We start from the raw sequence: 25735 nt of genomic DNA on the forward strand, positions 1-25735 counted from the left end.
ACCTATAATTTGACCACAGACCCGCCAACCTTCCCCGAGCCGCCTTGAAACTCCAGCCCGATCAATCCGACGCCCAGACCATCAGCGCCCACGGGCCCGGCTGGGTGGCCGTGGGGCAGGAAAAAATCACGCACAACGTGGTGCTGGGCGCGCGCGGCCAGCGCCTGGAATGGGCCGGCAGCTTCGAGCAGCTGGGGCCGGAGCACTTCCGGCAGATCGCCGACCTGGGCGTGGAGGTGGTGATCTTCGGCAGCGGGACGCGCATCCGCTTCCCCAAGCCGGCCTGGCTGGCCTCCCTGGGCGCGGCGCGCATCGGCATCGAGACCATGGACACGCCGGCAGCCTGCCGCACCTACAACATCCTGGCCCAGGAAGGAAGGGACGTGGCAGTGGCCCTGCTCCTCGATAACCCCTCCTGAAGGAGCAGGCGGGCGGGGGCGGTTCTGCGGTAAAATCTCGTGTTGCGACAAGGGCCTGCGCGAAGCCCGAGCCGCCGACTCGCACTCACACAGAACCACATACCCGACCAGGACCTATGGCGATCGTAGTCAACAAACCCCTCCCCGAATTCGAAGCGAGCGCCACCGGCGGCATCAAGGTCACCAACACGTCCCACCTGGGCCAGATCCTGGTGCTGTACTTCTATCCGAAGGACAACACCCCGGGCTGCACGACCGAGGCCATGCAGTTCCGTGACAAGTACAAGGACTTCGTGAAGGCCGGCGCGGTGGTCATGGGCGTGTCGCGCGACAACATGAAGTCGCACGACGAGTTCAAGACCAAGCTGGAACTGCCGTTCGACCTGATCGCCGACACGGAAGAAAAGATGTGCCACATGTTCGGCGTGGTCAAGAACAAGATCATGTACGGCAAGAAGGTCAAGGGCATCGAACGCAGCACCTTCCTGGTGGGCGCCGACGGCATCCTCAAGCAGGAATGGCGCGGCCTGAAGGTGCCGGGCCACGTCGACGACGTGCTCAAGGCCGTCAAGCTGCTGAAGAAGGCCGCATGAGGCCACTGTAGGGCTTGACGTATAGGCGCAACAGGTAACCGGCTGACATTGTTGCGCAGCGCGCGATGTGCATAATGAATTCATGCCGTTGATCCCGACGCTCCGCGTCATCACCGTCAGTCCCGAAGAAGCCGCCTGGCCCGCCTGGCGGCTTTTTTGTTTTTCGTCCTCCTCATCCGAGAGCTGTAACACCCATGCCCCTGCCTCCCGCACCGACCAAGCGCGCCGCCATGCTCCCGCCGGAAGCCTACGATGCTCCGGCCCGTTCCTCGCACAAGGCGGCGCGAAAATCGGAGTCGCCGGCGCAGGAGTCGCTGCTCGCTGAGCATCCCCAGGCCGAAGACGACTTCGACCCGCGCGCGGGCGGCGGCGACGTGGCCGTCGGCGCCTATGCCGGCGACATCGAGACCTACCTGGACGAGCCGCAGCCGGCGCGCAAGAAGAACGTCACCCTGCCCGCTCCCGCGCCCAAGAAGAAGAAATCGACCGGCCCGGCCAAGATGTTCGTGCTGGACACCAACGTCCTGATGCACGACCCGATGAGCCTGTTCCGCTTCGAGGAACACGACATCTTCCTGCCGATGATCGTGCTGGAGGAACTGGACGGCCACAAGAAGGGCATGACCGAAGTGGCGCGCAACGCGCGCCAGGTGAGCCGCTCGCTCGACGCCCTGGCGGGCAGCGAAGGCGCCGACATCGCCCATGGCCTGAAGCTGGACCGCACCGGGCACCGCGAGGCGACCGGCAACCTGTTCTTCCAGACCATGCCGCTGTCCAACAGCGGGCTGCCGCTGGGCCTGCCCCCGGGCAAGGCCGACAACCAGATCCTGTCGGTGGTGCAGGCGCTGCAGGAAAAGCACACGCCGCGCGAAGTGGTGCTGGTGTCCAAGGATATCAACATGCGCGTCAAGGCGCGCGCGCTGGGCCTGAAGTGCGACGACTACCAGAACGACAAGGCGCTGGACGACCTGGACCTGATGTACTCGGGTTCGCTGGCCCTGCCGCCGGACTTCTGGATCAAGCACGGCAAGACGGTGGAAAGCTGGCAGTCCGGCCACCACACCTTCTACCGGATCAGCGGCCCCATCGTGCCCTCGCTGCTGATCAACCAGTTCGTGTTCTTCGAGGCGCCGGGCGAGCCGAGCCTGTATGCCCGCGTGATCGAGATCCGCGGCAAGACGGCGGTGCTGAAGACGCTGAAGGACTACGGCCACCTGAAGAACTCGGTGTGGGGCGTCACCACGCGCAACCGCGAGCAGAACTTCGCGATGAACCTGCTGATGGATCCGGAAGTCGACTTCGTCACGCTGACCGGCACGGCCGGCACCGGCAAGACGCTGATGGCGCTGGCCGCCGGCCTCACGCAGGTGCTGGACGACCGCCGCTACACCGAGATCATCATGACCCGCGCCACCGTGAGCGTGGGCGAGGACATCGGCTTCCTGCCCGGCACCGAGGAAGAGAAGATGGGCCCCTGGATGGGCGCGCTGGACGACAACCTGGAAGTGCTGGGCAAGACCGAGGGCAGCGCCGGCGAGTGGGGTCGTGCCGCCACCAACGAATTGATCCGCTCCAAGATCAAGATCAAGAGCATGAACTTCATGCGCGGGCGGACTTTCCTGAACAAGTACGTGATCATCGACGAGGCGCAGAACCTGACGCCCAAGCAGATGAAGACGCTGATCACGCGCGCCGGCCCGGGCAGCAAGATCATCTGCATGGGCAACCTGGCGCAGATCGACACGCCTTACCTCACGGAAGGCTCCTCGGGCCTGACCTTCGCGGTCGACAAGTTCAAGGGCTGGCCCCACAGCGGGCACATCACGCTGGCACGCGGCGAGCGGTCGCGGCTGGCGGATTTCGCGAGCGAAGTGCTTTAGGGCTCCGTCATCCCCGCGCAGGCGGGGATGACACGGTGGTCAGGGGCGTCGCGTCGCACCGGTCTCGCAGGGCGGACACCGGTCGATGCGGCTGCCGAAGGGCGTGTAGCGCAGGATCTTCCACACGCCTTCGCGGCCGGATGCGGCGCGCGCGACCAGGGCCGCCGCAGCAAAGCCACCCGCCGTACGCACCAGCACGTTGCGGTGGGTGCGCGTGAATTGCCACACACCGATGCCGATGGCCAGCACCAGCCAGTGCTCGCCCGGAAAGCCGTCGCGCGCGGCGTCCGCGGCCTTGACCTTGTCCAGCGCCGATGCGTCGGCCGGCAGCGCCTCGATCGCTGCAGCCGACGCTTCCGGCAGCAGCGGATGTTCTTCCTTGCCCATGTGCTTCTCCTGAATCTTTGCAGGAGCAAGCATCCGCCTTTCCACGCCGCTGCCAAGTAGGAAAGCAGCGCGACGGAGGCGTCAGAAATCGTCGCCGCTGCCGCCCGAAGCGAGATTCTCGAACTTGGTCAGGTTCTTGATGAAGGCCATCTTCACCGTGCCGGTGGGCCCGTTGCGGTGCTTGCTGATGATCACTTCCGAGACGCCGGGCTCCTTGGAGTCCTTGTTGTAGTAGTCGTCGCGGTAGATGAACATGATCAGGTCGGCGTCCTGCTCGATGGCACCGGATTCGCGCAGGTCGCTCATCATGGGGCGCTTGTCGGTGCGGGCCTCGACGCCGCGCGACAGCTGCGACAGCGCGATCAGCGGGCAGCCGAGCTCCTTGGCCAGCATCTTCAGGCCGCGCGAGATCTCGCCCACCGCCGTGGCGCGGTTTTCCTCGCTCATGCTGCTGGAGGTGCTCATCAGCTGCAGGTAGTCGACCACGATCAGCCCGAGCTTGCCGCCGCACTGGCGGGCCAGGCGCCGGGCGTTGGCCCGCAGTTCGCTCACCGTCAGGCCGGGCGTCTCGTCGATGTGCAGGGAGATGTTGCGCAGCTTCTCGATGGCTTCCGTGAGGCGCGGCCACTCGTCGTCGGTCAGCTTGCCGGTGCGCAGGTGGCCCTGGTCGATGCGGCCGATGGAGCCGACGATACGAACGGCCAGCTGCGAGGCGCCCATTTCCATGGAGAACACCGCCACCGGCAGGCCTTCGTTCAGCGCCACGTGCTCGGCGATGTTGATGGCCAGCGAGGTCTTGCCCATCGAGGGGCGCGCCGCCAGGATGATCAGGTCGCCGGCCTGCAGGCCCGAGGTCATGCGGTCGAAGTCGTAGAAGCCGGTGGGCACGCCCGTGATGTCGTTCGGGTTGTCCGCCATCTCCTGCACGCGGTCGAGCAGCTGCACCACCAGGCTGTCCATGCCCTGGAAGCCCTGCTTCATGCGCGAGCCCTCTTCCCCGATGTGGAAGATCTTCTGCTCGGCCTCGTCGAGGATCTTCTCGACCGGCTTGCCCTGCGGGTTGAAGGCCGCGGTGGCGATCTCGTCGCTGGCCGAGACCAGCTTGCGCAGGATGGAGCGCTCGCGGACGATCTCGGCGTAGCGCCGGATGTTGCCGGCGCTCGGCACGTACTGCGCCAGCGAGTTCAGGTAGACCAGGCCGCCGATCTCGTCGGCCTTGCCCAGGCTCTGCAACTGCTCGAAGACGGTGATGACGTCGGCCGGGCGGCTGGAGTTGATCAGCGCGCCTATGGCCGCGTAGATCAGCTTGTGCTCGTAACGGTAGAAGTCGCCGTCGGTCAGCAGGTCGCCCACGCGGTCCCAGGCGCCGTTGTCGAGCAGCAGGCCGCCCAGCACGCTGGACTCCGCCTCGATCGAGTGCGGCGGAATGCGCAGCTGCGCCACCTCCCGGTCGCGCGGAAACTCGTCGAAATCGGCGCTCAGGACTGCGGCCATGGATTCACTCTCTCCTCAAACCCGGATTGTCCCGCGGGCTGTAGAAATGTCCAGTGACAACACTGGGGGAATGCTGTGGACAACCGGCCGGAGCCTGTTCAGAAAAGAAAAAGGCCGCCCTCGGGCGGCCTTTCGTCGGGGCGCGCCGCTTTACGCGGTTTCGCCGTAGACGGTGACGTTGATGTCCACCACCACGTCGGTGTGCAGCGCCACGGAGACGCTGCTGTCGCCGACGGTCTTGATCGGGCCGTTGGGCATGCGCACCTGGGCCTTGGCGACCGGGTAACCCATCTTGGTGAGTTCCTCGGCGATGTCGAAGTTGGTGACCGAGCCGAACAGGCGGCCGTCGACGCCGGCCTTCTGGGTCAGCTTGACGGTCTGGCCGGCCAGCTTCTCGCCTTGCGCTTGCGCGTCGGCCAGCTTCTTGGCGGCGGCCTTTTCCAGTTCGACGCGCTTGGCTTCGAATTCGGCCTTGTTGGCTTCGGTGGCGCGGCGGGCGTGGCCTTGCGGGATCAGGAAGTTGCGGGCGTAGCCGTCACGCACCTTCACGATCTCGCCCAGGTTGCCCAGGTTGATGACTTTCTCGAGCAGGATGACTTGCATGGCTACTTCCTCAGATGCGGTGCTGGTCGGAATACGGCAGCAGGGCCAGGAAGCGCGCGCGCTTGATGGCGGTGTTCAGCTGGCGCTGGTAGATCGCGCGCGTGCCGGTCAGGCGCGCGGGGATGATCTTGCCGTTTTCGGAAATGAAATCGCGCAGGGTGTCGACGTCCTTGTAGTCGATCTCTTCGACGCCGGCGACGGTGAAGCGGCAGAAGCGCTTGCGCTTGAACAGCAGCGACTGGGTGTTGCGCTTCGGACGCTTGTCCTTGTTGAACTTCTTGAAGGTGGCCATGGGGACCTCTACGAATTAGATATCTTGCTGAAATGACTGGATGTGCAGGACCGGGTGCTTGCCGTTGCGGAACGCCGCCAGGAAGCCCGTGAACCGGAAGCCGCTGCCGACCGCCTGCCTGGCAAGGGTCTCGGCATCGGTCCCGAAAGCCACCGCCCGGATCTCCACCTTGACCTGCCTCTTCTGCCCCGCTTCCAGGGCTTCCGACTCGTGTTCGAGCCGCAGGTCGATGGCTGGCAATCCGGCCGGCGTGTAGCGCAGGGCCTTGGCCTCCGCGATACGGGCGCTCAGGATCGTCTGGTTCACTCCCGGCTTGCGCCGATCAGGACTGGAACTCCGCCTGCTGCTGCTTGCGGGCTTCCTCGCGCTCCACCGTCTTCATCATCGACGACGGGCCGGTGTCGGCCTTCTTCTTGACCACGGTGAGGTGGCGCAGGACGGCGTCGTTGAAGCGGAAGGCGTGCTCCAGCTCGTTCATCACGGCCTGGTCGGCCTCGATGTTCACGCACAGGAAGTGAGCCTTGGCGAGCTTGTTGATCTGGTAGGCCAGCTGGCGGCGGCCCCAGTCTTCCACGCGATGCACCTTGCCGTTGCCGGCGGTGATCATGCCCTTGTAGCGCTCCAGCATGGCCGGAACCTGCTCGCTTTGATCCGGGTGGATCAGCAAGACGATTTCATAGTGACGCATTCGTTCTCCTTGAGGATTGAAAGCCGCCTCCGGCGTCAAGACGGGGTGCGGCAAGGGAAGCCCAAGATTATAGCCCGAAAGCACAAAGCCCGCCGAAGCGGGCCTTGGAGCTCGATGCAGGGGCGCCGTCAGTCGCGGGCGTAGATGTCCACGTCCTTGGTCTCGCGGATGAACAGCATGCCGATGATGAAGGTGGCGGTGGCCACGATCACCGGGTACCAGAGGCCGTAGTAGATGTCACCGGTGGCGGCCACCATGGCGAAGGCGGTGGTCGGCAGCAGGCCGCCGAACCAGCCGTTGCCGATGTGGTACGGCAGGCTCATCGAGGTGTAGCGGATGCGCGTGGGGAACAGCTCCACCAGCATGGCGGCGATCGGGCCGTAGACCATGGTGACCAGGATCACCAGGAAGACCAGCAGCACCAGGACCATGCCCTTGTTCATCTTCTCCTTGTCCGCCGTCTGCATCAGGCCGGCGGCCTTGGCGCTCTCGCCCACCTGCTTCTTGAAGCCGTCGATGGCGGTCTTGGACTCGGCGGAGAAGCCGTGGCGCTCGGCGTTGAGCGTCGCCGTCGGCGCCGTGAAGACCTTGTCGCCCAGCGAGATGGTGGCAGGCGAGCCGACCGGGCCGACCTTGTTCTCGTACGGGATGTAGGCCTGGGTCAGCGTGCGCTTGGCGATGTCGCAGGAGCTGGTGAAGTCGATCTCGCGCGCGATCGGGCTGCCCTGGAAGGAGCACTGCGCCGGGTCGGCCGTGATGGTGACCTTGGAGGCCTGCTGCGCGGCCACCAGCGCCGGGTTGGCGGCCTTCATCAGCATCGGGAACACCGAGAAGTAGGTCAGCGCGGCGATCAGGCAGCCGGCCATGATGATCGGCTTGCGGCCGATCTTGTCCGAGAGCGCGCCGAACACGACGAAGAAGGGCGTGCCGATCAGGAGCGATGCCGCGATCAGCAGGTTGGCCGTGGTCACGTCCACCTTGGCGATCGTGGTCAGGAAGAACAGGGCATAGAACTGGCCGCAGTACCAGACCACGGCCTGGCCGGCGGTCAGGCCCAGCAGCGCCAGGATCACGATCTTCAGGTTCTTCCACTGGCCGAAGGACTCGGACAGCGGAGCCTTCGAGGTCTTGCCCTCGGACTTCATCTTCTGGAAGGCCGGCGACTCGTTGAGGCTCAGGCGGATCCACACCGAGATGCCCAGCAGCACGATGGACACCAGGAAGGGAATGCGCCAGCCCCACTCGGCCCAGGCCTTGGGGTCCATGGATTCGCGCACGCCCAGGATCACCAGCAGCGACATGAACAGGCCCAGCGTCGCCGTGGTCTGGATCCACGAGGTGTAGGCACCACGCTTGCCGTGCGGCGCGTGCTCCGCGACGTAGGTCGCGGCACCGCCGTACTCGCCGCCGAGGGCCAGGCCCTGCAGCAGGCGCAGCGCGATCAGGATCAGCGGCGCGGCGATGCCGATCGACTTGTAGCCGGGCAGCAGGCCGACGATGAAGGTCGACGCACCCATGATCAGGATGGTGACCAGGAAGGTGTACTTGCGCCCGATCATGTCGCCGAGGCGGCCGAACACCAGCGCGCCGAAGGGGCGCACCAGGAAGCCGGCGGCGAACGCGAGCAGCGCGAAGATGTACTGCGACGTCGGGTCCAGGCCCCCGAAGAATTGCACGCCGATGATGGCGGCGAGGGACCCGTACAGGTAGAAGTCGTACCACTCGAATACCGTACCCAGGGACGAGGCGAAGATGACTTTCTTCTCCTCTCTCGTCATGGGCGCGTCCGCGCGTGCGGCCATCCCGTCTGCAGTGGAAGCTGTTGCCATGTTGTCTCCTCTTGTGGAATCGCGAGTCTCGGAAGCCCGACTGACGGAAGACTGACGGCTCAGGGAGAAACCCTGATGGGGTGATCCCTAGGATCCAGCACGCTCACCAGCCAGGTGACCGCCAGGCCGGCCGGCACGCCGAAGACGCCGGCCGACAGCGGCTGGATGGCGAACCACAGCTCCTGCCCCGGCGGCAGTCCGAGCGCCGCACGCACGCCGCTTGCGTTGACCAGCATGTAGAACAGCGTGACGGACAGGCCGGCCAGCATGCCCGCGACGGCACCGCGACGCGTGGCGCCACGCCACAGGATGCCGAGCAGCATCGCCGGCACGAAGGCCGAGGCCGCCAGCGAGAACGACGCCGACACCATGGTGAGGATCTCCGCCGGCTTGGCCGTGGCCACCAGCGCCGCCACCAGCGCCACGCCCATCAGCGCGAATTTCGACAGGATCACGCGCTCGTGTGGCGGCAGGTCCGGCTTGACCTCGTGGCAGAAGATGTCGCGCACCAGCGCATTGCTGATCGTGAGCAGCAGGCCGTCGGCGGTGGACAGCGCCGCGGCCAGTCCGCCGGCGGCGACCAGCCCCGAGATCACGTACGGCAGCCCGCCCAGTTCCGGCGTGGCCAGCATGATCAGGTCGGCGCCCAGGCGGATCTCGCCCCACTGCAGCACGTGGTCGCCGTTGACGTCGGCCACCGAGATCAGCGAGCCGTCCACTCGCGCCCACTGCGCGATCCAGGGCGGCAGCGCGTCGATGCTGCTGCCCACCAGGTTGTTCATCACCTCGAACTTCACCAGCGTGGCAAGTGCCGGCGCGCTCACGTAGACCAGCGCGATGAACACCAGCGACCACGCGACCGAGGAGCGCGTGGCGGCGACGCTGGGGGTGGTGTAGTAGCGCGTGAGCAGGTGCGGCAGGCCGGCGGTGCCGACCATCAGGCAGAACATCAGCGCGAGGAAGTTGCGGCGCGTCGTGGTGAACGCTTCCTGCTCCTGAGGCGTGCCATCGGGATCACCGGCAAAAGGCTGCGCATGCGCGGGCACGCCGCCGAGCGGACGGGCGCGTTCCTGGCTTTCCTGCATGGCACGGGTCCACGCTTCGCGCGCCGCCGCCGGCGTCTTGGGCAAGGCGGCCAGCGCGCGGCTGGCCTGCAGGACCTCCGCCGAATCGGCGCCCTGCGCCTTCAGCCGCCGCACCCGCTCCTGCGCGGCGGCGCGCTCGCGCTGCAGCGCGCCTTCCACGTCCTGCAGGCGGGCCTCGTACTCGCGCGCGCGCTTCGCGAAGATGGCCGCCACCTCGCGCTCCTTGGGGTCGGCAGCGATGCGCGCCTCGAGCTCGGTGATCTTCGACAGCTGCGCGCCGTACACCAGCGGCGCGGCCGGATTGCCAAGCTGCTTGTAGGCGAGCCAGGACACCGGGATCAGGAAGGCGAGGAGCAGCACCACGTACTGCACCACCTGCGTCCAGGTGATGGCCTTCATGCCGCCCAGAAAGGAACACAGGAGCACGCCGCCCAGGCCCAGCAGGATGCCGATCTCGAACTGCACGCCGGTCAGCCGCGATGCGATGAGCCCGATGCCGTAGATCTGCGCCACCACGTAGACGAAGGAGCACAGCACCGCCGCCAGCGCCGCGATGATGCGCGGGGCGCGGCCGCCGAAGCGCACCTCGAAGTATTCGGGCACGGTGTACAGGTTCAGGCGGCGCAGGTGCGGAGCGATCAGCAGCGCCACCAGGCAGAAGCCGCCGGTCCAGCCCAGCACGTAGGCGAGACCGCCGGCCTGGCCCTGCGAGCCGCCGAAGCCCTGGAGGTAGAGGCCGCCGGCCATGCTGATGAAGGAGGCGGCACTCATCCAGTCGGCCGCCGCCGCCATGCCGTTGTACATGGGCGGGATGCGGCGCCCGGCGACGTAGTACTCCTCGGGGTCGGTGGTGCGGCTGCGGATGCCGATCACCGCGTACATCATCACCGTGGCGAACAGGAAGATCGGGCCGATCCAGAAGCGCGTGAGGCCATGCTGCTCGGCCCACGCCAGCAGCAGCAGGAAGGCGATGAAGCCGGCGATGAACGACGCCAGGATGCGATGCAGGCGGCGCTCGTAGGCGCGCCCGCGCTCAGGCACCGTCGTCTTCCGGAACCAGCCGGCGCATCGCCCAGGCGTAGAACACCACGATGGCGATGAAGGCGACCAGCGCGCCCTGCGCCGCGAACCAGTAGCTGAAAGGCCACGGCCCCAGCGAGAACCGCAGGTCGCGGGCGAAGTAGCAGGCGCCGAAACTGACCAGCGCCCAGACGGCCAGCAGGCCGGCCTTGAGCGCGAACACGCGGCGGTTCAGCGGCTCGGTCGTTCCCTGGTCATCCATGGCCAGCCATCATCGCACCTGGCTCAGCCAAAGGGCGTAGGTATTTCCGACAGGGCGCCTTCGGGCCGCCGGCTGGCGTATCCTTGCCGGCGTACCGACCTCGGGCCCGTCCCGGCCCACGTCGTTGCCATGCTGGACAAAAGTGTTACGTATCACAAGTCTCCCAAGGGCGCGGAAGCCATCGCGACGCGCCATGGGGAACTCACGCCGCGCCAGCGCTCCATGCTCATCCTGGTGAACGGCCGCCGCAGCTGCGACGAACTCGCGCAGCTGGGGAAGGTCCTAGGTGATCCCGACATGCTGCTGGACCAGCTGGAACAGGCCGGCTACATCGAGCGCGGCGACCCCCGCCCCGGCCCGCCCAGCGCGACCGCACCGCTGCTGCCGGTGTGGGGCAACTCCGGCTTCGGTCCCGGTTCCACCCCCGCGCCGCTGGGCGGCAGCGATTCGTCCTATCCCGGCTTCGCCGCCGACCTGGGCGACCAGGAGGTGCCGCTGGGACAGGCCCAGCGCTTCGCGGTCGACCGCCTGAAGGACATGCTCGGCCCGGCCGCCGACGACCTCTGCCCGCGGCTCGAAGCGGCCACCACCGCACCCGAATTCACGGCGGCGGTGCGCAGCACGGCCAAGGTGCTGCGCGTCATGGTGGGCCCGGAACTGGCCGCGCAGTTCACCCGCGAGGTCGAGACCCAGCGGGTGCAGTGAGCGCGATGCTCACTTGGCCGCGAGACGCTGCCAGGTCGCAATGACGCTGTCGGGGTTCAGCGAGATCGAAGCGATCCCCTGCTCCACCAGCCACACTGCAAAGTCCGGGTGGTCGCTGGGGCCCTGCCCGCAGATGCCGACGTACTTGCCCGCCTTCACGCAGGCCTGGATGGCGCGCGACAGCATGGCCTTCACGGCCGGATCGCGTTCGTCGAAATCGGCCGCCAGCAGCTCCAGGCCCGAATCGCGGTCGAGGCCCAGCGTGAGCTGCGTGAGGTCGTTGGACCCGATCGAGAAGCCGTCGAAGTATTCGAGGAACTCGTCGGCCAGGATGGCGTTGCTGGGCACCTCGCACATCATGATCAGCTTCAGGTCGTCCTGGCCGCGGGCCAGGCCCTGCTGCGCGAGCAGCTGGGTCACGCGCTCGGCCTGCTTGAGCGTGCGAACGAAAGGCACCATGACCTGCACGTTGGTGAGGCCCATGTCCTTGCGCACGCGCACCAGCGCCTCGCATTCCATCGCGAAGGCTTCCTGGAACTCGCCGCTGATGTAGCGCGCCGCGCCGCGGAAGCCCAGCATCGGGTTCTCTTCCTCCGGCTCGTAGCGGCTGCCGCCGATCAGCTTGCGGTACTCGTTGGACTTGAAGTCCGACAGGCGCACGATCACCGGCTTGGGCCAGAAGGCCGCGGCAATCGTCGCGACGCCCTCGGCGACCTTGTCGACGTAGAAGGCGCGCGGGGATGCGTGGCCGCGTGCAACCGACTCCACCGCCTTCTTCAGGTCCGCGTCGACATTCGGGTAGTCGAGGATCGCCTTCGGATGGACGCCGATGTTGTTGTTGATGATGAATTCGAGGCGGGCCAGGCCGACGCCGTGGTTCGGCAGCTGCGCGAAGTCGAAGGCCAGCTGCGGGTTGCCGACGTTCATCGTGATCTTGGTGGCGATCTCCGGCATCTCGCCGCGCTGCACCTCGGTCACCTCGGTTTCCAGCAGGCCGTCGTATATGAAGCCGGTATCGCCTTCGGCGCAGCTGACCGTGACCAGCGTGCCGTCGACCAGTTTCTCGGTGGCGTCGCCGCAGCCGACGACGGCGGGGATGCCCAGCTCGCGCGCGATGATCGCCGCGTGGCAGGTGCGGCCGCCGCGGTTGGTGACGATGGCGCTGGCGCGCTTCATCACCGGCTCCCAGTTCGGGTCGGTCATGTCGGTGACGAGCACGTCGCCGGCCTGCACTTTGTCCATCTCCGCGGTGCTGTGCACCAGGCGCACGGGGCCGGTGCCGACCTTCTGGCCGATGGCGCGGCCTTCCGCCAGGATCGTGCCGCGGCCCTTGAGCTTGTAGCGCATCTCGGCCTTGCCCTGCTGCTGGCTCTTCACCGTCTCGGGGCGCGCCTGCAGGATGTAGAGCTGGCCGTCGTTGCCGTCCTTGCCCCACTCGATGTCCATCGGGCGGCCGTAGTGTTTCTCGATGACCAGCGCGTAGCGCGCCAGCGCCTCGACGTCGGCATCGGTGAGCGAATAGCGGTTGCGCTGCTCCAGCGGCACATCGACCGTCTTCACCAGCTTGCCGCCTTGCGCGCGCTCGGCGTCGCTCGCGAACACCATCTGGATCAATTTGGAGCCGAGGTTGCGGCGGATCACCGCGCGCTTGCCGGCCGCCAGCATCGGCTTGTGCACGTAGAACTCGTCGGGGTTCACGGCGCCCTGCACCACCGTTTCGCCCAGGCCGTAGCTGGAGGTGATGAAGACGACCTGGTCGAAGCCCGACTCGGTGTCGATGGTGAACATGACGCCGGCGGCACCCAGGTCGGAGCGCACCATGCGCTGCACGCCGGCCGACAGCGCGACGCCGGCGTGCGCAAAGCCCTTGTGCACGCGGTAGCTGATGGCGCGATCGTTGTAGAGGGAGGCGAAGACCTCCTTCATCTTGTGCAGCACGGTGTCGATGCCGACCACGTTGAGGAAAGTCTCCTGCTGGCCGGCGAAGGAAGCATCGGGCAGGTCTTCGGCGGTGGCCGACGAGCGCACGGCGAAGCTCGCTTGGGCGTTGCCGCCCGCGAGCTTCTCGAACTCGGCACGGATCGCCTGCTCCAGGTCGGGCGGGAAAGGCTGCGCCTCGACCCAGCCGCGGATCTCCGCGCCCGCGGCGGCCAGCGCGCGCACGTCTTCGGTGTCCAGGGTGTCCAGGCGCTGCTGGATGCGCGCGTCCAGGCCGCCGTGCTTGAGGAACTCGCGGAAGGCGTGGGCGGTGGTCGCAAAGCCGGTCGGCACGCGCACGCCCTCGGGCAGCTGCGAGATCATTTCGCCGAGGCTGGCGTTCTTGCCGCCGACCGCCTCGACGTCGGTCATTCTCAGGTTCTCAAACGGTACGACCAGGGCGGTCGCAGAAAAGCGTGCAGACATGGGAAGACTCCGGAAGTTGAAACTGGGTCTGCGCGCTCGCGCGCTGCGACATGCCCCACCGCTGGGCTTTGTGCTTGTTCGAATGGGCGGCGGGGGAGCATGCGGCTGGGAATTCGGATAATGGGCAGAATTGTAGGCTCCCATCGCATGCACACCCGCACGGTCTTTTTCGTCTCCGACGGCACCGGCATCACCGCCGAAACCTTCGGCAACGCCATCCTCGCCCAGTTCGAATTCAAGCCGCGCCACGTGCGGCTGCCCTTCATCGACACGGTCGACAAGGCGCACCAGGTGGTGCGGCAGGTCAACCATGCGGCGGAGCTCGAGGGCCGCAAGCCGGTCGTCTTCACCACGCTCGTGAACGTCGAGGTGCTGCAGGTGATCGAGGAAGGCTGCAAGGCCATGGTGCTCGACATGTTCGGCACCTTCGTGCGGCCGCTGGAGATCGAGCTGGGCATGAAGTCGAGCCACCGCGTGGGCCGCTTCTCCGACGTCAGCAAGAGCAAGGAATACCACGACCGCATCGAGGCGATCAACTTCAGCCTCGCGCACGACGACGGCCAGAGCAACCGCGACCTCGAGCAGGCCGACGTGATCCTGGTGGGCGTCAGCCGCAGCGGCAAGACGCCGACCTCGCTCTACCTGGCCATGCAGCACGGGCTGAAGGCGGCGAACTACCCGCTGATCCCGGAAGACTTCGACCGCCGCCAGCTGCCGCCGTCGCTGGTGGCGCATCGCAAGAAGATCTTCGGCCTGACCATCCAGCCGGAGCGGCTGAGCGAAATCCGCAACGAGCGCCGCCCCAACTCGAAGTACGCCGCGCTCGACAACTGCCGTCACGAAGTGGCCGAGGCGGAAGCCATGATGCGGCGCGAGGGCATCCGCTGGCTCTCGACCACCACCAAGTCGATCGAAGAGATCGCGACGACCATCCTGCAGGAGATCCGGCCCGAGCGGCTGGACTACTGACCTCCGCCATAGGCAGCGCCTAAAGCCTCCATGGCCCCTTTCAATGGGAAGGGGCCCGAAATGCCCTTATGCTTCTCCATAGGCGCAGTTCATGAGCGCCGACTCAGCAATAGAGGAAAACAATGTCCCTGATCAACACCGAAATCCCCGCCTTCTCCGCCACCGCGTACCACAAGGGCAAGTTCGTGCCCGTGACCGAGCAGAGCTTCAAGGGCAAGTGGTCCGTCGTGGTGTTCTACCCGGCCGACTTCACCTTCGTCTGCCCCACCGAGCTGGGCGACCTGGCCGACAACTACGCCGAATTCCAGAAGCTGGGCGCCGAAGTCTATGGCGTGTCCACCGACACCCACTTCACCCACAAGGCCTGGCACGACACCTCCGACACCATCAAGAAGGTGCAGTACCCCCTGGTCGGCGACCCCTCGCACCAGCTGGCCCGCTTCTTCCAGGTGCTGATCACCGAAGGCGAGGACACCGGCCTGGCCCTGCGCGGCACCTTCGTGATCGACCCCGAAGGCAAGATCAAGACGATCGAAGTGCACGACAACGGCATCGGCCGCGATGCCAAGGAGACGCTGCGCCGCCTGAAGGCCGCCCAGTACGTCGCCGCCCACCCGGGTGAAGTCTGCCCCGCCAAGTGGGAGCAAGGCGCCGAGACGCTCAAACCGTCCCTGGACCTGGTCGGCAAGATCTAAGCAAGCCACATTGCGCCTCAGGCCCGGGGCGCCGCTGCGCGCCCCGGGCCTTTTTGCTTTCAAGAACAAGGATTTCCCATGCTCGACGCCAACCTCAAAGCCCAACTCGCCGCCTACCTGGAACGCATGACCCAGCCGGTGGAGATCGTCGCTTCCCTCGACGAGACTCCGGCTTCGGGGGAGATGCGCGCGCTGCTGAAGGACATCCAGGAAGCGTCCCCGCGCGTGACGGTCAGCGAGACCGCCGGCGGCCCTTACCGCACGCCTTCCTTCTCGATCAACCGCCCGGGCGAAAGCCACGGCCCGCGCTTTGCCGGCCTGCCCATGGGGCACGAATTCACTTCCCTGGTGCTGGCGCTGCTGCAGGTCGGCGGCTATCCGCCCAAGGTGGAACAGGCGCTGCTGGACCAGATCCGCGCGCTCGACGGCGACTTCGAGTTCGAGGTCTACGTCTCCCTCACCTGCCACAACTGCCCGGACGTGGTGCAAGCGCTGAACCTGATGGCGGTGCAGAACCCGCGCATCAAGGCGACCATGATCGAAGGCGGCCTGTTCCAGGACGAGATCAAGGAACGCGAGATCATGGGCGTGCCCACCGTGTTCCTGAACGGCACCATGTTCGGCAATGGCCGCATGAGCCTGGAGGAGATCCTGGCCAAGGTCGACACCTCCGGCGCCGAGCGGGAAGCGAAGAAGATCGCCGCCAAAGATCCCTTCGACGTGCTGATCGTCGGCGGCGGCCCGGCCGGCGCCGCGGCGGCGGTGTACGCGGCGCGCAAGGGCATCCGCACCGGCATCGCCAGTGAGCGCTTCGGCGGCCAGGTGCTGGACACGCTGGGCATCGAGAACTTCATCTCCGTCAAGGAAACCGAGGGCCCGCGCTTCGCGCTGGCGCTCGAGGAGCACGTGCGCAACTACGAGGTCGACATCATGAACCTGCAGCGCGCCAAGGCGCTGAAGACGGGTTCCGGCCTGATCGAGGTGGAGCTCGAGAACGGTGCCTCGCTGAAGGCGAAGTCGGTGGTGATTTCCACCGGCGCGCGTTGGCGCAACATCAACGTGCCGGGCGAGAAGGAATTCAAGAACAAGGGCGTGGCCTATTGCCCGCACTGCGACGGTCCGCTGTTCAAGGGCAAGCGCGTGGCCGTCATCGGCGGCGGCAATTCGGGCGTCGAGGCCGCGATCGACCTCGCGGGCCTGGTGGCGCACGTGACGCTGATCGAGTTCGACACCAAGCTGCGCGCCGACGAAGTGCTGCAGCGCAAGCTGCGCGGCCTGCCCAACGCCACGGTGATCACCAACGCGCAGACCACCGAGATCACCGGCGACCAGAAGGTGAACGGCCTGGCTTACAAGGACCGCGCGACGGGCGAGATCCACAAGATCGAGCTCGAAGGCGTGTTCGTGCAGATCGGCCTGGTGCCCAACACCGAATGGCTCAAGGGCGCGGTGGAGCTCTCCAAGCATGGCGAGATCGTCGTCGACGCGAAGGGCGCCACTTCGGTGCCCGGCGTGTTCGCCGCCGGCGACGCGACGACGGTGCCGTTCAAGCAGATCATCATCGCGGCCGGCGACGGCGCGAAGGCGGCGCTCGGCGCCTTCGATCACCTGATCCGCAATTGACCTGGCGCGGGGGCGCAATGCCCCCGCACTTGCGCCACAATCGCCTGCATAAATCACAACCGGAGTACCCGGCCATGCAAGGCGATCCCCAAGTCATCCAGCACCTGCAGGCGCAGCTCAAGAACGAGCTCACCGCGACCAACCAGTACTTCCTGCACTACCGCATCCTCAAGCACTGGGGCTTCGACAAGCTGGCGAAGAAGGAATACGAGGAGTCGATCGGCGAGATGAAGCACGCCGACAAGCTGATGGAGCGCATCCTGTTCCTGGACGCGCTGCCCAACCTGCAGGACCTGGGCAAGCTGATGGTGGGCGAGGACGTGCCCGAGATCCTCGATTGCGACCTGAAGAGCGAGCGCGGCGCGCAGGCGGCCGTGAAGGTCGGCATCGCGCATTGCGAAGCGGTGCGCGACTACATCTCGCGCGAGATCCTGGAGCGCATCCTCGAGGACACCGAGGAGCACATCGACTACCTCGAAACCCAGATCGACCTGATCGCCAAGGTGGGACTGCAGAACTACCTGCAGTCGCAGATGGGCTCGCCCGAGTAATCAGCCCAGGCCGAAAGCGATGGCGACGCGGTAAGTGATGAACGACGCCGCGTAGGCCAGCGCGAAGAGATAGCCCGCCATCACGGCGGGCCACTTCCAGCCCCCCGTTTCGCGCTTGACCGTGGCCAGCGTCGCCAGGCATTGCGGCGCGAACACGTACCAGGCCAGCAGCGACAGCGCGGTCGCCAGGCTCCAGCTCTGGGCGATCAGCGGGGCCAGCGCGCCGGCCGTGTCCTCGCCCGTCGCCGACAGCGCGTAGACCGTTCCCAGCGCGCTCACCGCCACTTCGCGTGCGGCGAGGCCCGGCACCAGCGCGATGCTGATCTGCCAGTTGAAGCCGATGGGCGCCAGCACCACGGCCAGCGCCTTGCCCAGCATGCCGGCAAAGCTGTACTCGATGGCCGGCTGCGTCGCGCCTTCGGGCGCGCCGGGGAAGCTCGCCAGGAACCACAGCGCGATCGTCAGCACCAGGATGATGCCGCCCACGCGCTTGAGGAAGATCACCGTGCGCTGCCACAGGCCCAGCGCCACGTTGCGCACGTGCGGCCAGTGGTAGGTGGGCAGTTCCATCATCAGCGCGCGCACCTGGCCGCGGCCGGTGGTGCGCTTGAGCACCCACGCCACGGCCAGCGAACCCAGGATGCCCGCGACGTACAGCAGGAACAGCACCAGGCCTTGCAGCTCGATGCCGGGGCCGACTTCGCGCCGCGGGATGAAGGCGCCGATCAGCAGCGCGTAGACCGGCAGCCGCGCGGAGCAGGTCATCATCGGCGCGATCATGATCGTCACCAGCCGGTCGCGCGGATTGGCGATGGTGCGGGTGGCCATGATGCCGGGGATGGCACAGGCAAAGCTGGAAAGCAGCGGGATGAAGGAGCGGCCCGAAAGGCCCACGCCGCCCATGATGCGATCGAGCAGGAAGGCCGCGCGCGGCAGGTAGCCCGACTCTTCCAGCACGAGGATGAAGAAGAACAGGATCAGGATCTGCGGCAGGAACACCAGCACGCCGCCGACGCCGGCGATGAGGCCATCGGTGATGAAGCTGCGCAGGTGGCCCTCGGGCAGCAGCGCGCCCACGCCCTTGCCCAGCCACTCGGTCGCGCCTTCGATGACTGACTTGGGCAGTTCGGCCCAGGCAAACACGGCCTGGAACACCAGGAACAGCAGCACCGCCAGCAGCAACGGGCCGATCACCGGATGCAGCACGATGCGGTCGATCCGGTCGCTCGCGAGGTGCGGGGCGACATCGTCGAGGCCCAGGCGGCGCAGGATGGCGCGCACCGCTTCGTGGTCCGGCACTTCGACGGCGCCAGGCAGTTCGGCAGCCACGGGCCCCTGGGGCTTCCAGACTTCCGGCTGCTCCAGCAATTCGCGCAGCGCGACGTCGCCCTCGCCTTGCACGGCCACCGTGCTCACGACCGGCACGCCCAGCTCGCGCGACAGCGCTTGCGGATCCAGCTTGATGCCGCGGCTGGCGGCTAGGTCGGCCATGTTGAGCGCGACCACGCAAGGCAGTCCCATGCGGCGGATGCCCAGCACCAGCCGCAGGCCGCGCCGCAGGTTGGTGGCATCGACCACGCAGACCACCAGGTCAGGCCGCTTCTCGCCCGTCGCCTGGCCGAGCAGCACTTCGCAGGTGATGCGCTCGTCGGGCGAGCGCGGATGCAGGCTGTAGGTGCCCGGCAGGTCGAGCACGCGCACCGACTTCCCCGAAGGCAGCGTGAGCTTGCCTTCCTTGCGCTCGATGGTGACGCCGGCGTAGTTGGCCACTTTCTGGTGGCTGCCGGTCAGGCGGTTGAACAGCGCGGTCTTGCCGGCGTTCGGATTGCCGACCAGGGCCGCGAGGCGGCCCGGCGGATGCATGTGGATGATGGCTTCGTTCATGCCACGCGCACGCAGGCAGCCTCGGCCCCGCGCAGCGCGAAGGTCGACTGGCCGATGCGCACGACCAGCGGGTCGCCGCCGGGGAAGCCGCGGGTCATCACCGTCACCTGCTCGCCCGGGAAGAAGCCGATCTCCTCCAGCTGGCGCGCACGCTCCGGCACTTGCGGGTCCGCTTCCACGTGGCGGACGGTGAAAACCCGTCCAAGGGGCGCCTGGTCCAGTCTTTCGACTGTCATGCCATCTCCAGATAAGAACTATTCGCATTCTAATGCGGATGACCTGCTTTCTCAAATAGGAACAATTCGCATTTGCGTTACAATCGCCGCCGAATCCGGGCCAGCCAAACCTTCGCGCCTCGCCGGGCGCCCAGCCAGCCTTCTCTCCAAACGACAAAACAAGGTTGGCATTCATGAAGAAGAACGTCCCGACGCCGAAGGCGTCGTCCGAAACCGCCCTGCTGCCGCTGGGCGCGATGATGCTGGCGGCATCGATGGGCAGCTGGGCCCAGTCGGCACAGCCGGCGCCCGAAGGCAAGACCCTGGCCCCGGTGACGGTGAAGGAAAAGGCCGAGGCGCCGCAAGGCAAGGATTCGCTGCGCGCGACCCAGACCAGCATCGGCAAGGGCACGCAAGCCGTGCGCGACATCCCGCAGTCCATGACCGTGGTCACCGAGAAGCTGATGGACGACCGCAACATCGATACCGTCAAGGATGCGCTGCGCCAGACGGCCGGCGTCACCTTCCAGGCCGCAGAGGGCGGCGAGGAAGACATCCGCCTGCGCGGCTTCTCGCTGGCCACCAGCGGCGACATCTTCCTCGACGGCATGCGCGACCCGGCGTTCTACGACCGCGACACCTTCAACCTCGACCGCCTGGAAGTGCTGCGCGGCTCGGCCTCGATGCTGTTCGGCCGCGGCTCCACGGGCGGGGCCGTCAACCAGGTGAGCAAGGTGCCCCAGCTCGTCGACGAGAGCGAAGTCGTCACCACGGTGGGCAACCATTCCTACGTGCGCGTCACGGGCGACTTCAACAAGCGCACCGGCGAGACCTCGGCGCTGCGCATCACCGCGATGGGCAACCAGGCCGACAACAACGGCTCGGGCTCCAGCATCGACAAGAAGGGCCTTTCGGGCTCCTACCGCTTCGGCATCGGCACCGACAACGAGTTCTACGGCGCGCTCTACTGGCTGGACAACCACAACGGCATCAACTACGGCCTGCCGTGGATCAAGCCCAATGCCAGCGACACGACGGCCAGCAACACGATCATCCGCGGGCTCAAGCCCACCGATTACTTCGGCATGGCCAGCGACTACAACGATGGCAGCGCGAAGATCGCGACGCTCGGCTGGATCCACCGCTTCAGCCCCGACGTGGAAGTGAAGACCCTGGTGCGCAAGGGCGAGTTCACGCGCGACCTGCGCGCCAGCGCGATCCGCTTCGCGGCGGCTGCCCTGCAGCCAGGCGGCGCCGCGGCTGATCTGTCGACCTTCGGCCCCGGCACCGTCTTCACCCGCGGCACGAACCTCAAGGTGCAGGACATGGACGTGCTGCAGGCGCAAAGCGACCTCAGCGCCAAGTTCGACGCCTGGGGCCTGCGCCACCAGGTGACGGCCGGCGTCGACTACGCGCGCGAAAAGAAGATCGTCTACGCGGCGCGCACCGCGGCGCAGGGCGGCGTGAACCTCGCCAAGCCGACCACGGTGGCCGGCACGCCCGACGACGGCGCCTGGGTCGACGAGGGCCGGCGCGTCTTCCGCGACAACAACGACTTCACCAACGACGCGGTGGGCATCTATGCGCAGGACCTGCTGCAAGTCGCGCCGCACTGGAAGCTGCTGGGCGGACTGCGCTACGACCACATGCGCGGGCAGTACAACAGCTACGCGATCCCCGCGACTGCGCCCGGCCCCGTCACGACCACGAGCTACGGACAGACCGTGTCCGACTGGAGCAAGCGCTTCGGCGTGCTGTACCAGCCGACGGACACGACGTCCTTCCACTTCTCCTACGGCACCTCGTTCAACACCTCGGGCGACACCTATTCGTACAACGCGCTCTCGGCCAACACCCCGCCCGAGCAGAGCGAGAACATCGAGGTCGGTGGCACCTTCGACTCGGCGGACAAGCGTTTCACCACGCGGGTCGCCATCTTCCGCTCCACCAAGAAGAACGAACGCAACACCGACGCCGACACGGCCGCGACGCGGCTGCTGCTGTCCGGCAAGCGCCATTCCGCCGGCGTCGAGATCGACTTTTCCGGCCGCATCACGCCACGCTGGGAGGTCTACGGCTCTTACCAGTGGCTGCCGGTCGCCGTGGTGGACGATGCCGCCTCGACCGTCAACACCGTGGGCAACCGCGAAGGCGATCGTCCCGGGCTGTCGCCGAAGCACAGCGGCACGGTGTGGACCACCTACCAGGTCAACGGGCAATGGCGCGTGGGCGCCGGCCTCAACTTCCGCAGCCCGCAGTCGCCCGCCGACGTCACGGCGCCGGCGTGGGAGGCGCCCGGCTTCGTCACCGGCGACCTGATGACCGAGTACGCCGTCACGCCGGACGTCACGCTGCGCGGCAACGTGAGCAACGTCACGGACAAGTACTACGCCGAATCGCTCTACCGCGGGCATTACGTGCCCGGCGCGGGCCGGCTGGTGCAGCTGTCGCTGGGCGTGAAGTTCTAGCCATTCCAACGAGGGCAAAGCCGCCGCCATGCTCCTGAACTTCTCCCTGCTGGATGCGCAGGCCCTCGCGCGGGCCCGCCCGCTGCTTGCGCGCGCACCATGGGCCGACGGGCGCGACAGCGCCGGCGCGCAGGCCGCCCAGGCCAAGAACAACACGCAGATGCCGCGCGACTGTGCCGAGGCGCGCCAACTGAGCGCGCTGGTGCTGCAGGCGCTCGACGGGTCGCCCATGTTCCTGGCGGCCGCCCTGCCGGCCCGCATCTATCCGCCGCGGTTCAACCGCTATCGCGGCGAGGCCAACCACTATGGCCCGCACGTGGACAGCGCGGTGCGCTTCGGCGAGAACGGCCTGCGCGTGCGCACCGACCTGTCGTGCACCGTCTTCTTCAGCGATCCCGACGCCTACGACGGCGGCGAGCTGGTGCTGCACGGCCCGGACGGCGAGCAGTCGGTGAAGCTGCCGGCCGGCCAGGCCGTGCTCTATCCCGCGTCGCTCGTCCACGAGGTGCGGCCGGTGACGCGCGGCGAGCGCGTCGGCTGCTTCTTCTGGGTGCAGAGCCTGGTGCGCAGCGCCGAACAGCGCCGGCTGCTGCTGGAGTTCGACCAGGCGCTCACCACGCTGCGCCAGCGCGAGGGCGACAGTCCCGCCACGGTCGCCTTGACCGGCACGTACCACAACCTCCTGCGGATGTGGTCGGAGACCTGAGGCCGTGGAATTGCAATCCCTCCCGGCCGGCCTGGCCACGCTTGCGGACCACGAGCGCCACGCCCGGGCGACGCTGGACGCGGCGGCGTGGGATTACCTTTGTGGCGCGGCCGGGGACGGTCTCACCGCGCGCCACAACCGCGCCGCCTGGGACGCATGGACGCTGCTGCCCCGCGTCCTGGCGCCGCTCGCCGGCCTGCACACGCGCACCGAGTTGCTCGGTCGCACCCTGGCCTGCCCGCTGCTCGTTGCGCCGCTGGCCCACCAGCGCCTCGCGCACGCGGATGCCGAACTGGGCACCGCCATGGCCGCGGCCGCGCAGGAGGCGGGCATGGTCCTGAGCATGCAGGCCAGCACGCCGCTGGAAGCCGTGGCCGATGCGGTGCGGTCCGACGCGGGCCGCGGGCCCCTGTGGTTCCAGCTTTACTGGCTGGCGGACCGCGGCCTGCTGCGCGCCGTGATCGAGCGCGCGCGCGCTGCCGGCTACGAGGCCCTGGTCCTCACCGTCGACGCGCCGGTGCGCACCGGCTTCCGCCTGCCCGCCGGGATGGCCACGCCGAACGCGCCCGCGACTTCGGGCGACAGTTCGCTGGCCGACCTCTGCGCCACCGCACCGACCTGGCGCGAGCTCGAATGGCTGTGTGCCCACGCGCCATTACCCGTGGTGGTCAAAGGCGTCCTGCATCCCGACGACGCGCGTGCGGCGCAGGCCAGCGGCGCCGCTGCGCTCGTCGTCTCCAACCACGGCGGCCGCACGCTCGATGGCGCGCCCGCCACCGCCACCATGCTGCCGCGCATTGCCGACGCCGTCGGCGGCGCGCTTCCCCTGCTGGCCGACGGCGGCATCCGCCGCGGCACCGACGTGCTCAAGGCCATTTCGCTCGGCGCCCGTGCCGTGCTGGTCGGCCGCCCCGCGGTCTGGGGACTGGCCAATGCCGGCGCGCTGGGCGTGGCGCACGTGCTGCGCCTGCTGCGCGACGAACTGGAACTGGCCATGGCGCTGTGCGGCTGTACCGATCTCTCTTCACCACCCACCTGCGAAAGGACATCATGAAATCCCTCCTCACCGCTATCGCGGCCCTCACCCTCGGCGCTTCCGCCTTCGCCCACGGCGAATTCAAGTGCGACGTGCCCAAGGCCGAATGGAAGCCCCAGATGGAACTCAAGGCCAAGCTGGAGACCGACGGCTGGAAGAAGGTGCGCCAGGTGAAGGTCGAAAACGGCTGCTACGAGGTCTACGGCTTCGACGAGAAGAACGAGCGCGCCGAGAAGTTCTACAACCCCAAGACCTTCGAGCTGGTCGGCGCGGTCAAGCAGAAGAAGTGATGCGCGTCTGGGACGGCGCGGTCCGCGCCCTCCACTGGGCGCTGGCCGCCACCTGCGCGGCCGCCTGGGTCACGACCCAGGCCGGGCTGCGCTGGCACGAGCCGCTCGGTTACCTCGCCCTGGCGCTGGTCGTCACTCGCGTCGCCTGGGGCTTCGCGGGCAGCCCTTATGCCCGCTTCTCAAACTTCCTCCGCAGCCCGTCGTCCACCCTCGCCTATGCGCGTCGGCTCGCCGACGGCAGCGCGCCCCGCCACCTCGGCCACAACCCCCTGGGCGGCTGGATGGCCGTCGTGCTCTGGAGCGTCGTCGCCCTGCTGGGCTTGAGCGGCTGGCTCTATTCCACCGACCGGTTCTGGGGCGAGGCCTGGCTGGACCGCACCCACCAATGGCTGGGCTGGTCGCTCCTGGTGCTGGTGGTGCTGCACCTCGCCGGCGTGATTCATGCCTCGCGCAAGCACCGCGAGAGCCTGGTCGCGGCCATGGTGCACGGCGACAAGCGGCCTCCGGCGCCCGGCGATATCCCTTGAATCCATAGGCATTGCAAATGCGAAGGATTCGCATTTATAATCAAGCCACACATTGTTCAACCGCCAGCCAAAGCCAGTTCCATGATCGTCTGCGTCTGCCGCCGTGTTTCCGACCGCGAAATCGCCAGCCATGCACGGGCCGGGATGGACTTCGACGACATCCAGTTCGAACTCGGCGTGGCCACCCAGTGCGGGCAATGCGAAAGCTGCGCCCGCGACGTGGTGGCCCAGTGCAGCGCCACCCACCCGGTCGCCGCCATCCAGCTCGCTAGCCGCATCAAGGAAAGCGCAGCATGGAACTCCTCGCCCTCGGCATCGGCCTGATCCTCGTCCTGGGTTCCGCCTGGTGGGCCCTCAGCGATTGACGCCATGAGCAGCATTCCCACGCCGGCAGGCGGATTCGGATTTGCCGGCTCCCCGCCTCCGCAGGCAGGACCCGAACCGCGCCTGAGCCGCAACGCACTGATCGTCGGCGGCGTCGTCCTCTTCCACGTCGCGGCCCTCTGGGCCTTGCAGGCAGGCCTGTTGCGCCGCGTGGTCGAGGTCGTGGTTCCCGCCGCGCTGATCAGCGAAATCATCACGCCGGCCGAGCCGAAGGTCGAACCGCCGCCGCCCCAGCCCAAGGCGCAGCCGCCGCAGCCGGTGAAGCAGCAGGCCACGCCTAAAGCACCCAGCCTGCCGCCCGCACCGCAGCCGGTCGCCATCGCCGACCCGACGCCGGCGCCGAACGCCCCGACGGGCATCGTCGCGCCGCAGCCGCCGGCCCCACCGATCGCGGCGGCCGTCGCGCCGCCGGCCCCGCCGGCCCCGCCGGCTCCGCCCCGGGTGGAAATGCCGTCCAGCGACGCCGATTACCTGAACAACCCCAAGCCGGCCTACCCGCCCGTGAGCAAGCGCCTGGGCGAACAAGGCAGCGTGCTGGTCCACGTGCTCATCGCCGCCGACGGCAGCGCGCAGAAGGCGGAAGTCAGGAAGTCGAGCGGCTACGACCGGCTGGACCAGGCCGCCGTCGCCACCGTCCTGAAGTGGCGCTACGTGCCCGGCAAGCGCAACGGCGTGGCCGAGACCATGTGGTTCACCGTCCCGATCAACTTCGTCCTGGAACAATAAA

General features: G+C 67.4%; 27 protein-coding genes. 15 read left to right on the forward strand and 12 right to left on the reverse strand.

Annotated features, from left to right (window positions below; all coding sequences use genetic code 11):
• Positions 1–44 precede the first annotated feature (44 nt).
• From LZ009_RS07225 to LZ009_RS07235, 3 genes are all read left to right on the forward strand, one after another.
• Entirely contained in the window at positions 45–419 is a 375-nt protein-coding gene (locus tag LZ009_RS07225) for an Mth938-like domain-containing protein (protein ID WP_275697235.1), read from the forward strand.
• Between the two features lie 116 nt (positions 420–535).
• Positions 536–1012 carry a peroxiredoxin gene (locus LZ009_RS07230; protein WP_275697236.1) on the forward strand — a complete coding sequence of 159 codons (477 nt, stop codon included), beginning with the start codon at positions 536–538 and terminating at the stop codon, positions 1010–1012.
• Between the two features lie 194 nt (positions 1013–1206).
• The gene (locus LZ009_RS07235; protein WP_275697237.1) at positions 1207–2892 is read left to right on the forward strand and encodes a PhoH family protein; all 1686 of its coding nucleotides are present in this window, start codon (positions 1207–1209) and stop codon (positions 2890–2892) included.
• Between the two features lie 39 nt (positions 2893–2931).
• Here the strand turns inward: LZ009_RS07235 and LZ009_RS07240 are convergent, their stop codons facing one another.
• From LZ009_RS07240 to LZ009_RS07280, 9 genes are all read right to left on the reverse strand, one after another.
• Positions 2932–3279 carry a hypothetical protein gene (locus LZ009_RS07240; protein WP_275697238.1) on the reverse strand — a complete coding sequence of 116 codons (348 nt, stop codon included), beginning with the start codon at positions 3277–3279 and terminating at the stop codon, positions 2932–2934.
• A gap of 81 nt (positions 3280–3360) precedes the next feature.
• The gene (gene dnaB, locus LZ009_RS07245; protein ID WP_275697239.1) at positions 3361–4773 is read right to left on the reverse strand and encodes a replicative DNA helicase; all 1413 of its coding nucleotides are present in this window, start codon (positions 4771–4773) and stop codon (positions 3361–3363) included.
• A gap of 150 nt (positions 4774–4923) precedes the next feature.
• Positions 4924–5376 (reverse strand): 50S ribosomal protein L9, encoded by a 453-nt coding sequence (gene rplI, locus LZ009_RS07250; protein ID WP_275697240.1) that lies wholly within the window; start codon positions 5374–5376, stop codon positions 4924–4926.
• 10 nt (positions 5377–5386) lie between these two features.
• Positions 5387–5668, reverse strand: a complete 282-nt coding sequence (rpsR, locus tag LZ009_RS07255; protein ID WP_275697241.1) for a 30S ribosomal protein S18 — start codon at positions 5666–5668, stop codon at positions 5387–5389.
• Between the two features lie 15 nt (positions 5669–5683).
• Positions 5684–5974, reverse strand: a complete 291-nt coding sequence (gene priB, locus LZ009_RS07260; protein WP_275697242.1) for a primosomal replication protein N — start codon at positions 5972–5974, stop codon at positions 5684–5686.
• 16 nt (positions 5975–5990) lie between these two features.
• On the reverse strand, positions 5991–6356 hold the full coding sequence (gene rpsF / locus LZ009_RS07265) for a 30S ribosomal protein S6 (protein ID WP_275697243.1): 366 nt from the start codon (positions 6354–6356) through the stop codon (positions 5991–5993).
• Between the two features lie 128 nt (positions 6357–6484).
• A complete protein-coding gene (locus LZ009_RS07270; RefSeq protein WP_275697244.1) occupies positions 6485–8185 on the reverse strand; it encodes an MFS transporter in 1701 nt (566 codons plus the stop codon).
• 59 nt (positions 8186–8244) lie between these two features.
• A complete protein-coding gene (locus LZ009_RS07275; protein WP_275697245.1) occupies positions 8245–10311 on the reverse strand; it encodes a VC_2705 family sodium/solute symporter in 2067 nt (688 codons plus the stop codon).
• The gene (locus LZ009_RS07280) at positions 10304–10552 is read right to left on the reverse strand and encodes a DUF4212 domain-containing protein (RefSeq protein WP_430300203.1); all 249 of its coding nucleotides are present in this window, start codon (positions 10550–10552) and stop codon (positions 10304–10306) included. Before LZ009_RS07280 ends, LZ009_RS07275 begins: the two co-directional genes overlap by 8 nt.
• Positions 10553–10681: 129 nt before the next feature.
• Between LZ009_RS07280 and LZ009_RS07285 the strand changes: the two genes are divergently transcribed.
• Positions 10682–11257 carry a hypothetical protein gene (locus tag LZ009_RS07285; protein ID WP_275697246.1) on the forward strand — a complete coding sequence of 192 codons (576 nt, stop codon included), beginning with the start codon at positions 10682–10684 and terminating at the stop codon, positions 11255–11257.
• Positions 11258–11266: 9 nt separating this feature from the next.
• Here LZ009_RS07285 and ppsA read toward each other — a convergent pair whose 3' ends face one another.
• Positions 11267–13660, reverse strand: a complete 2394-nt coding sequence (ppsA, locus tag LZ009_RS07290; RefSeq protein ID WP_275697247.1) for a phosphoenolpyruvate synthase — start codon at positions 13658–13660, stop codon at positions 11267–11269.
• Between the two features lie 147 nt (positions 13661–13807).
• Here ppsA and ppsR point away from each other — a divergent pair, with 147 nt between their 5' ends.
• The 4 genes from ppsR to bfr all read left to right on the forward strand — a co-directional run bounded on the left by ppsR (position 13808) and on the right by bfr (position 17498).
• Positions 13808–14629 (forward strand): posphoenolpyruvate synthetase regulatory kinase/phosphorylase PpsR, encoded by an 822-nt coding sequence (gene ppsR, locus LZ009_RS07295; protein WP_275697248.1) that lies wholly within the window; start codon positions 13808–13810, stop codon positions 14627–14629.
• 122 nt (positions 14630–14751) lie between these two features.
• Positions 14752–15324 carry an alkyl hydroperoxide reductase subunit C gene (gene ahpC / locus LZ009_RS07300; protein ID WP_275697249.1) on the forward strand — a complete coding sequence of 191 codons (573 nt, stop codon included), beginning with the start codon at positions 14752–14754 and terminating at the stop codon, positions 15322–15324.
• Positions 15325–15402: 78 nt separating this feature from the next.
• On the forward strand, positions 15403–16947 hold the full coding sequence (ahpF, locus tag LZ009_RS07305) for an alkyl hydroperoxide reductase subunit F (RefSeq protein ID WP_275697250.1): 1545 nt from the start codon (positions 15403–15405) through the stop codon (positions 16945–16947).
• Between the two features lie 74 nt (positions 16948–17021).
• Positions 17022–17498, forward strand: coding sequence for a bacterioferritin (gene bfr, locus LZ009_RS07310; RefSeq protein WP_275697251.1), 477 nt, complete (start codon positions 17022–17024; stop codon positions 17496–17498).
• Here bfr and feoB read toward each other — a convergent pair whose 3' ends face one another.
• Complete coding sequence (gene feoB, locus LZ009_RS07315) at positions 17499–19382, reverse strand: ferrous iron transporter B (RefSeq protein WP_275697252.1); 1884 nt, start codon at positions 19380–19382, stop codon at positions 17499–17501.
• A complete protein-coding gene (locus tag LZ009_RS07320) occupies positions 19379–19618 on the reverse strand; it encodes a FeoA family protein (protein WP_275697253.1) in 240 nt (79 codons plus the stop codon). Before LZ009_RS07320 ends, feoB begins: the two co-directional genes overlap by 4 nt.
• A 173-nt stretch (positions 19619–19791) precedes the next feature.
• Here LZ009_RS07320 and LZ009_RS07325 point away from each other — a divergent pair, with 173 nt between their 5' ends.
• The 7 genes from LZ009_RS07325 to LZ009_RS07355 all read left to right on the forward strand — a co-directional run bounded on the left by LZ009_RS07325 (position 19792) and on the right by LZ009_RS07355 (position 25734).
• Positions 19792–22065, forward strand: coding sequence for a TonB-dependent receptor (locus LZ009_RS07325; protein ID WP_275697254.1), 2274 nt, complete (start codon positions 19792–19794; stop codon positions 22063–22065).
• A 28-nt stretch (positions 22066–22093) separates the two neighbouring features.
• Complete coding sequence (locus tag LZ009_RS07330; protein WP_275697255.1) at positions 22094–22771, forward strand: Fe2+-dependent dioxygenase; 678 nt, start codon at positions 22094–22096, stop codon at positions 22769–22771.
• 4 nt (positions 22772–22775) lie between these two features.
• Positions 22776–23825, forward strand: a complete 1050-nt coding sequence (locus tag LZ009_RS07335; protein ID WP_275697256.1) for an alpha-hydroxy acid oxidase — start codon at positions 22776–22778, stop codon at positions 23823–23825.
• Positions 23822–24097, forward strand: a complete 276-nt coding sequence (locus tag LZ009_RS07340; protein ID WP_275697257.1) for a PepSY domain-containing protein — start codon at positions 23822–23824, stop codon at positions 24095–24097. The genes LZ009_RS07335 and LZ009_RS07340 overlap by 4 nt, the downstream gene beginning before the upstream one ends.
• Positions 24097–24624: a cytochrome b/b6 domain-containing protein gene (locus tag LZ009_RS07345; protein ID WP_275697258.1), complete on the forward strand. Its 528-nt coding sequence runs from the start codon at positions 24097–24099 to the stop codon at positions 24622–24624. The genes LZ009_RS07340 and LZ009_RS07345 overlap by 1 nt, the downstream gene beginning before the upstream one ends.
• Before the next feature lie 81 nt (positions 24625–24705).
• Positions 24706–24948: a (2Fe-2S)-binding protein gene (locus LZ009_RS07350; RefSeq protein ID WP_275697259.1), complete on the forward strand. Its 243-nt coding sequence runs from the start codon at positions 24706–24708 to the stop codon at positions 24946–24948.
• A gap of 45 nt (positions 24949–24993) precedes the next feature.
• Positions 24994–25734: an energy transducer TonB gene (locus LZ009_RS07355; RefSeq protein WP_275697260.1), complete on the forward strand. Its 741-nt coding sequence runs from the start codon at positions 24994–24996 to the stop codon at positions 25732–25734.
• The last annotated feature ends 1 nt before the right edge of the window (position 25735 follow it).

The organism is Ramlibacter paludis, assembly GCF_022012305.1.
GTDB classification, from domain to species: Bacteria; Pseudomonadota; Gammaproteobacteria; order Burkholderiales; family Burkholderiaceae_C; genus Ramlibacter; species Ramlibacter paludis.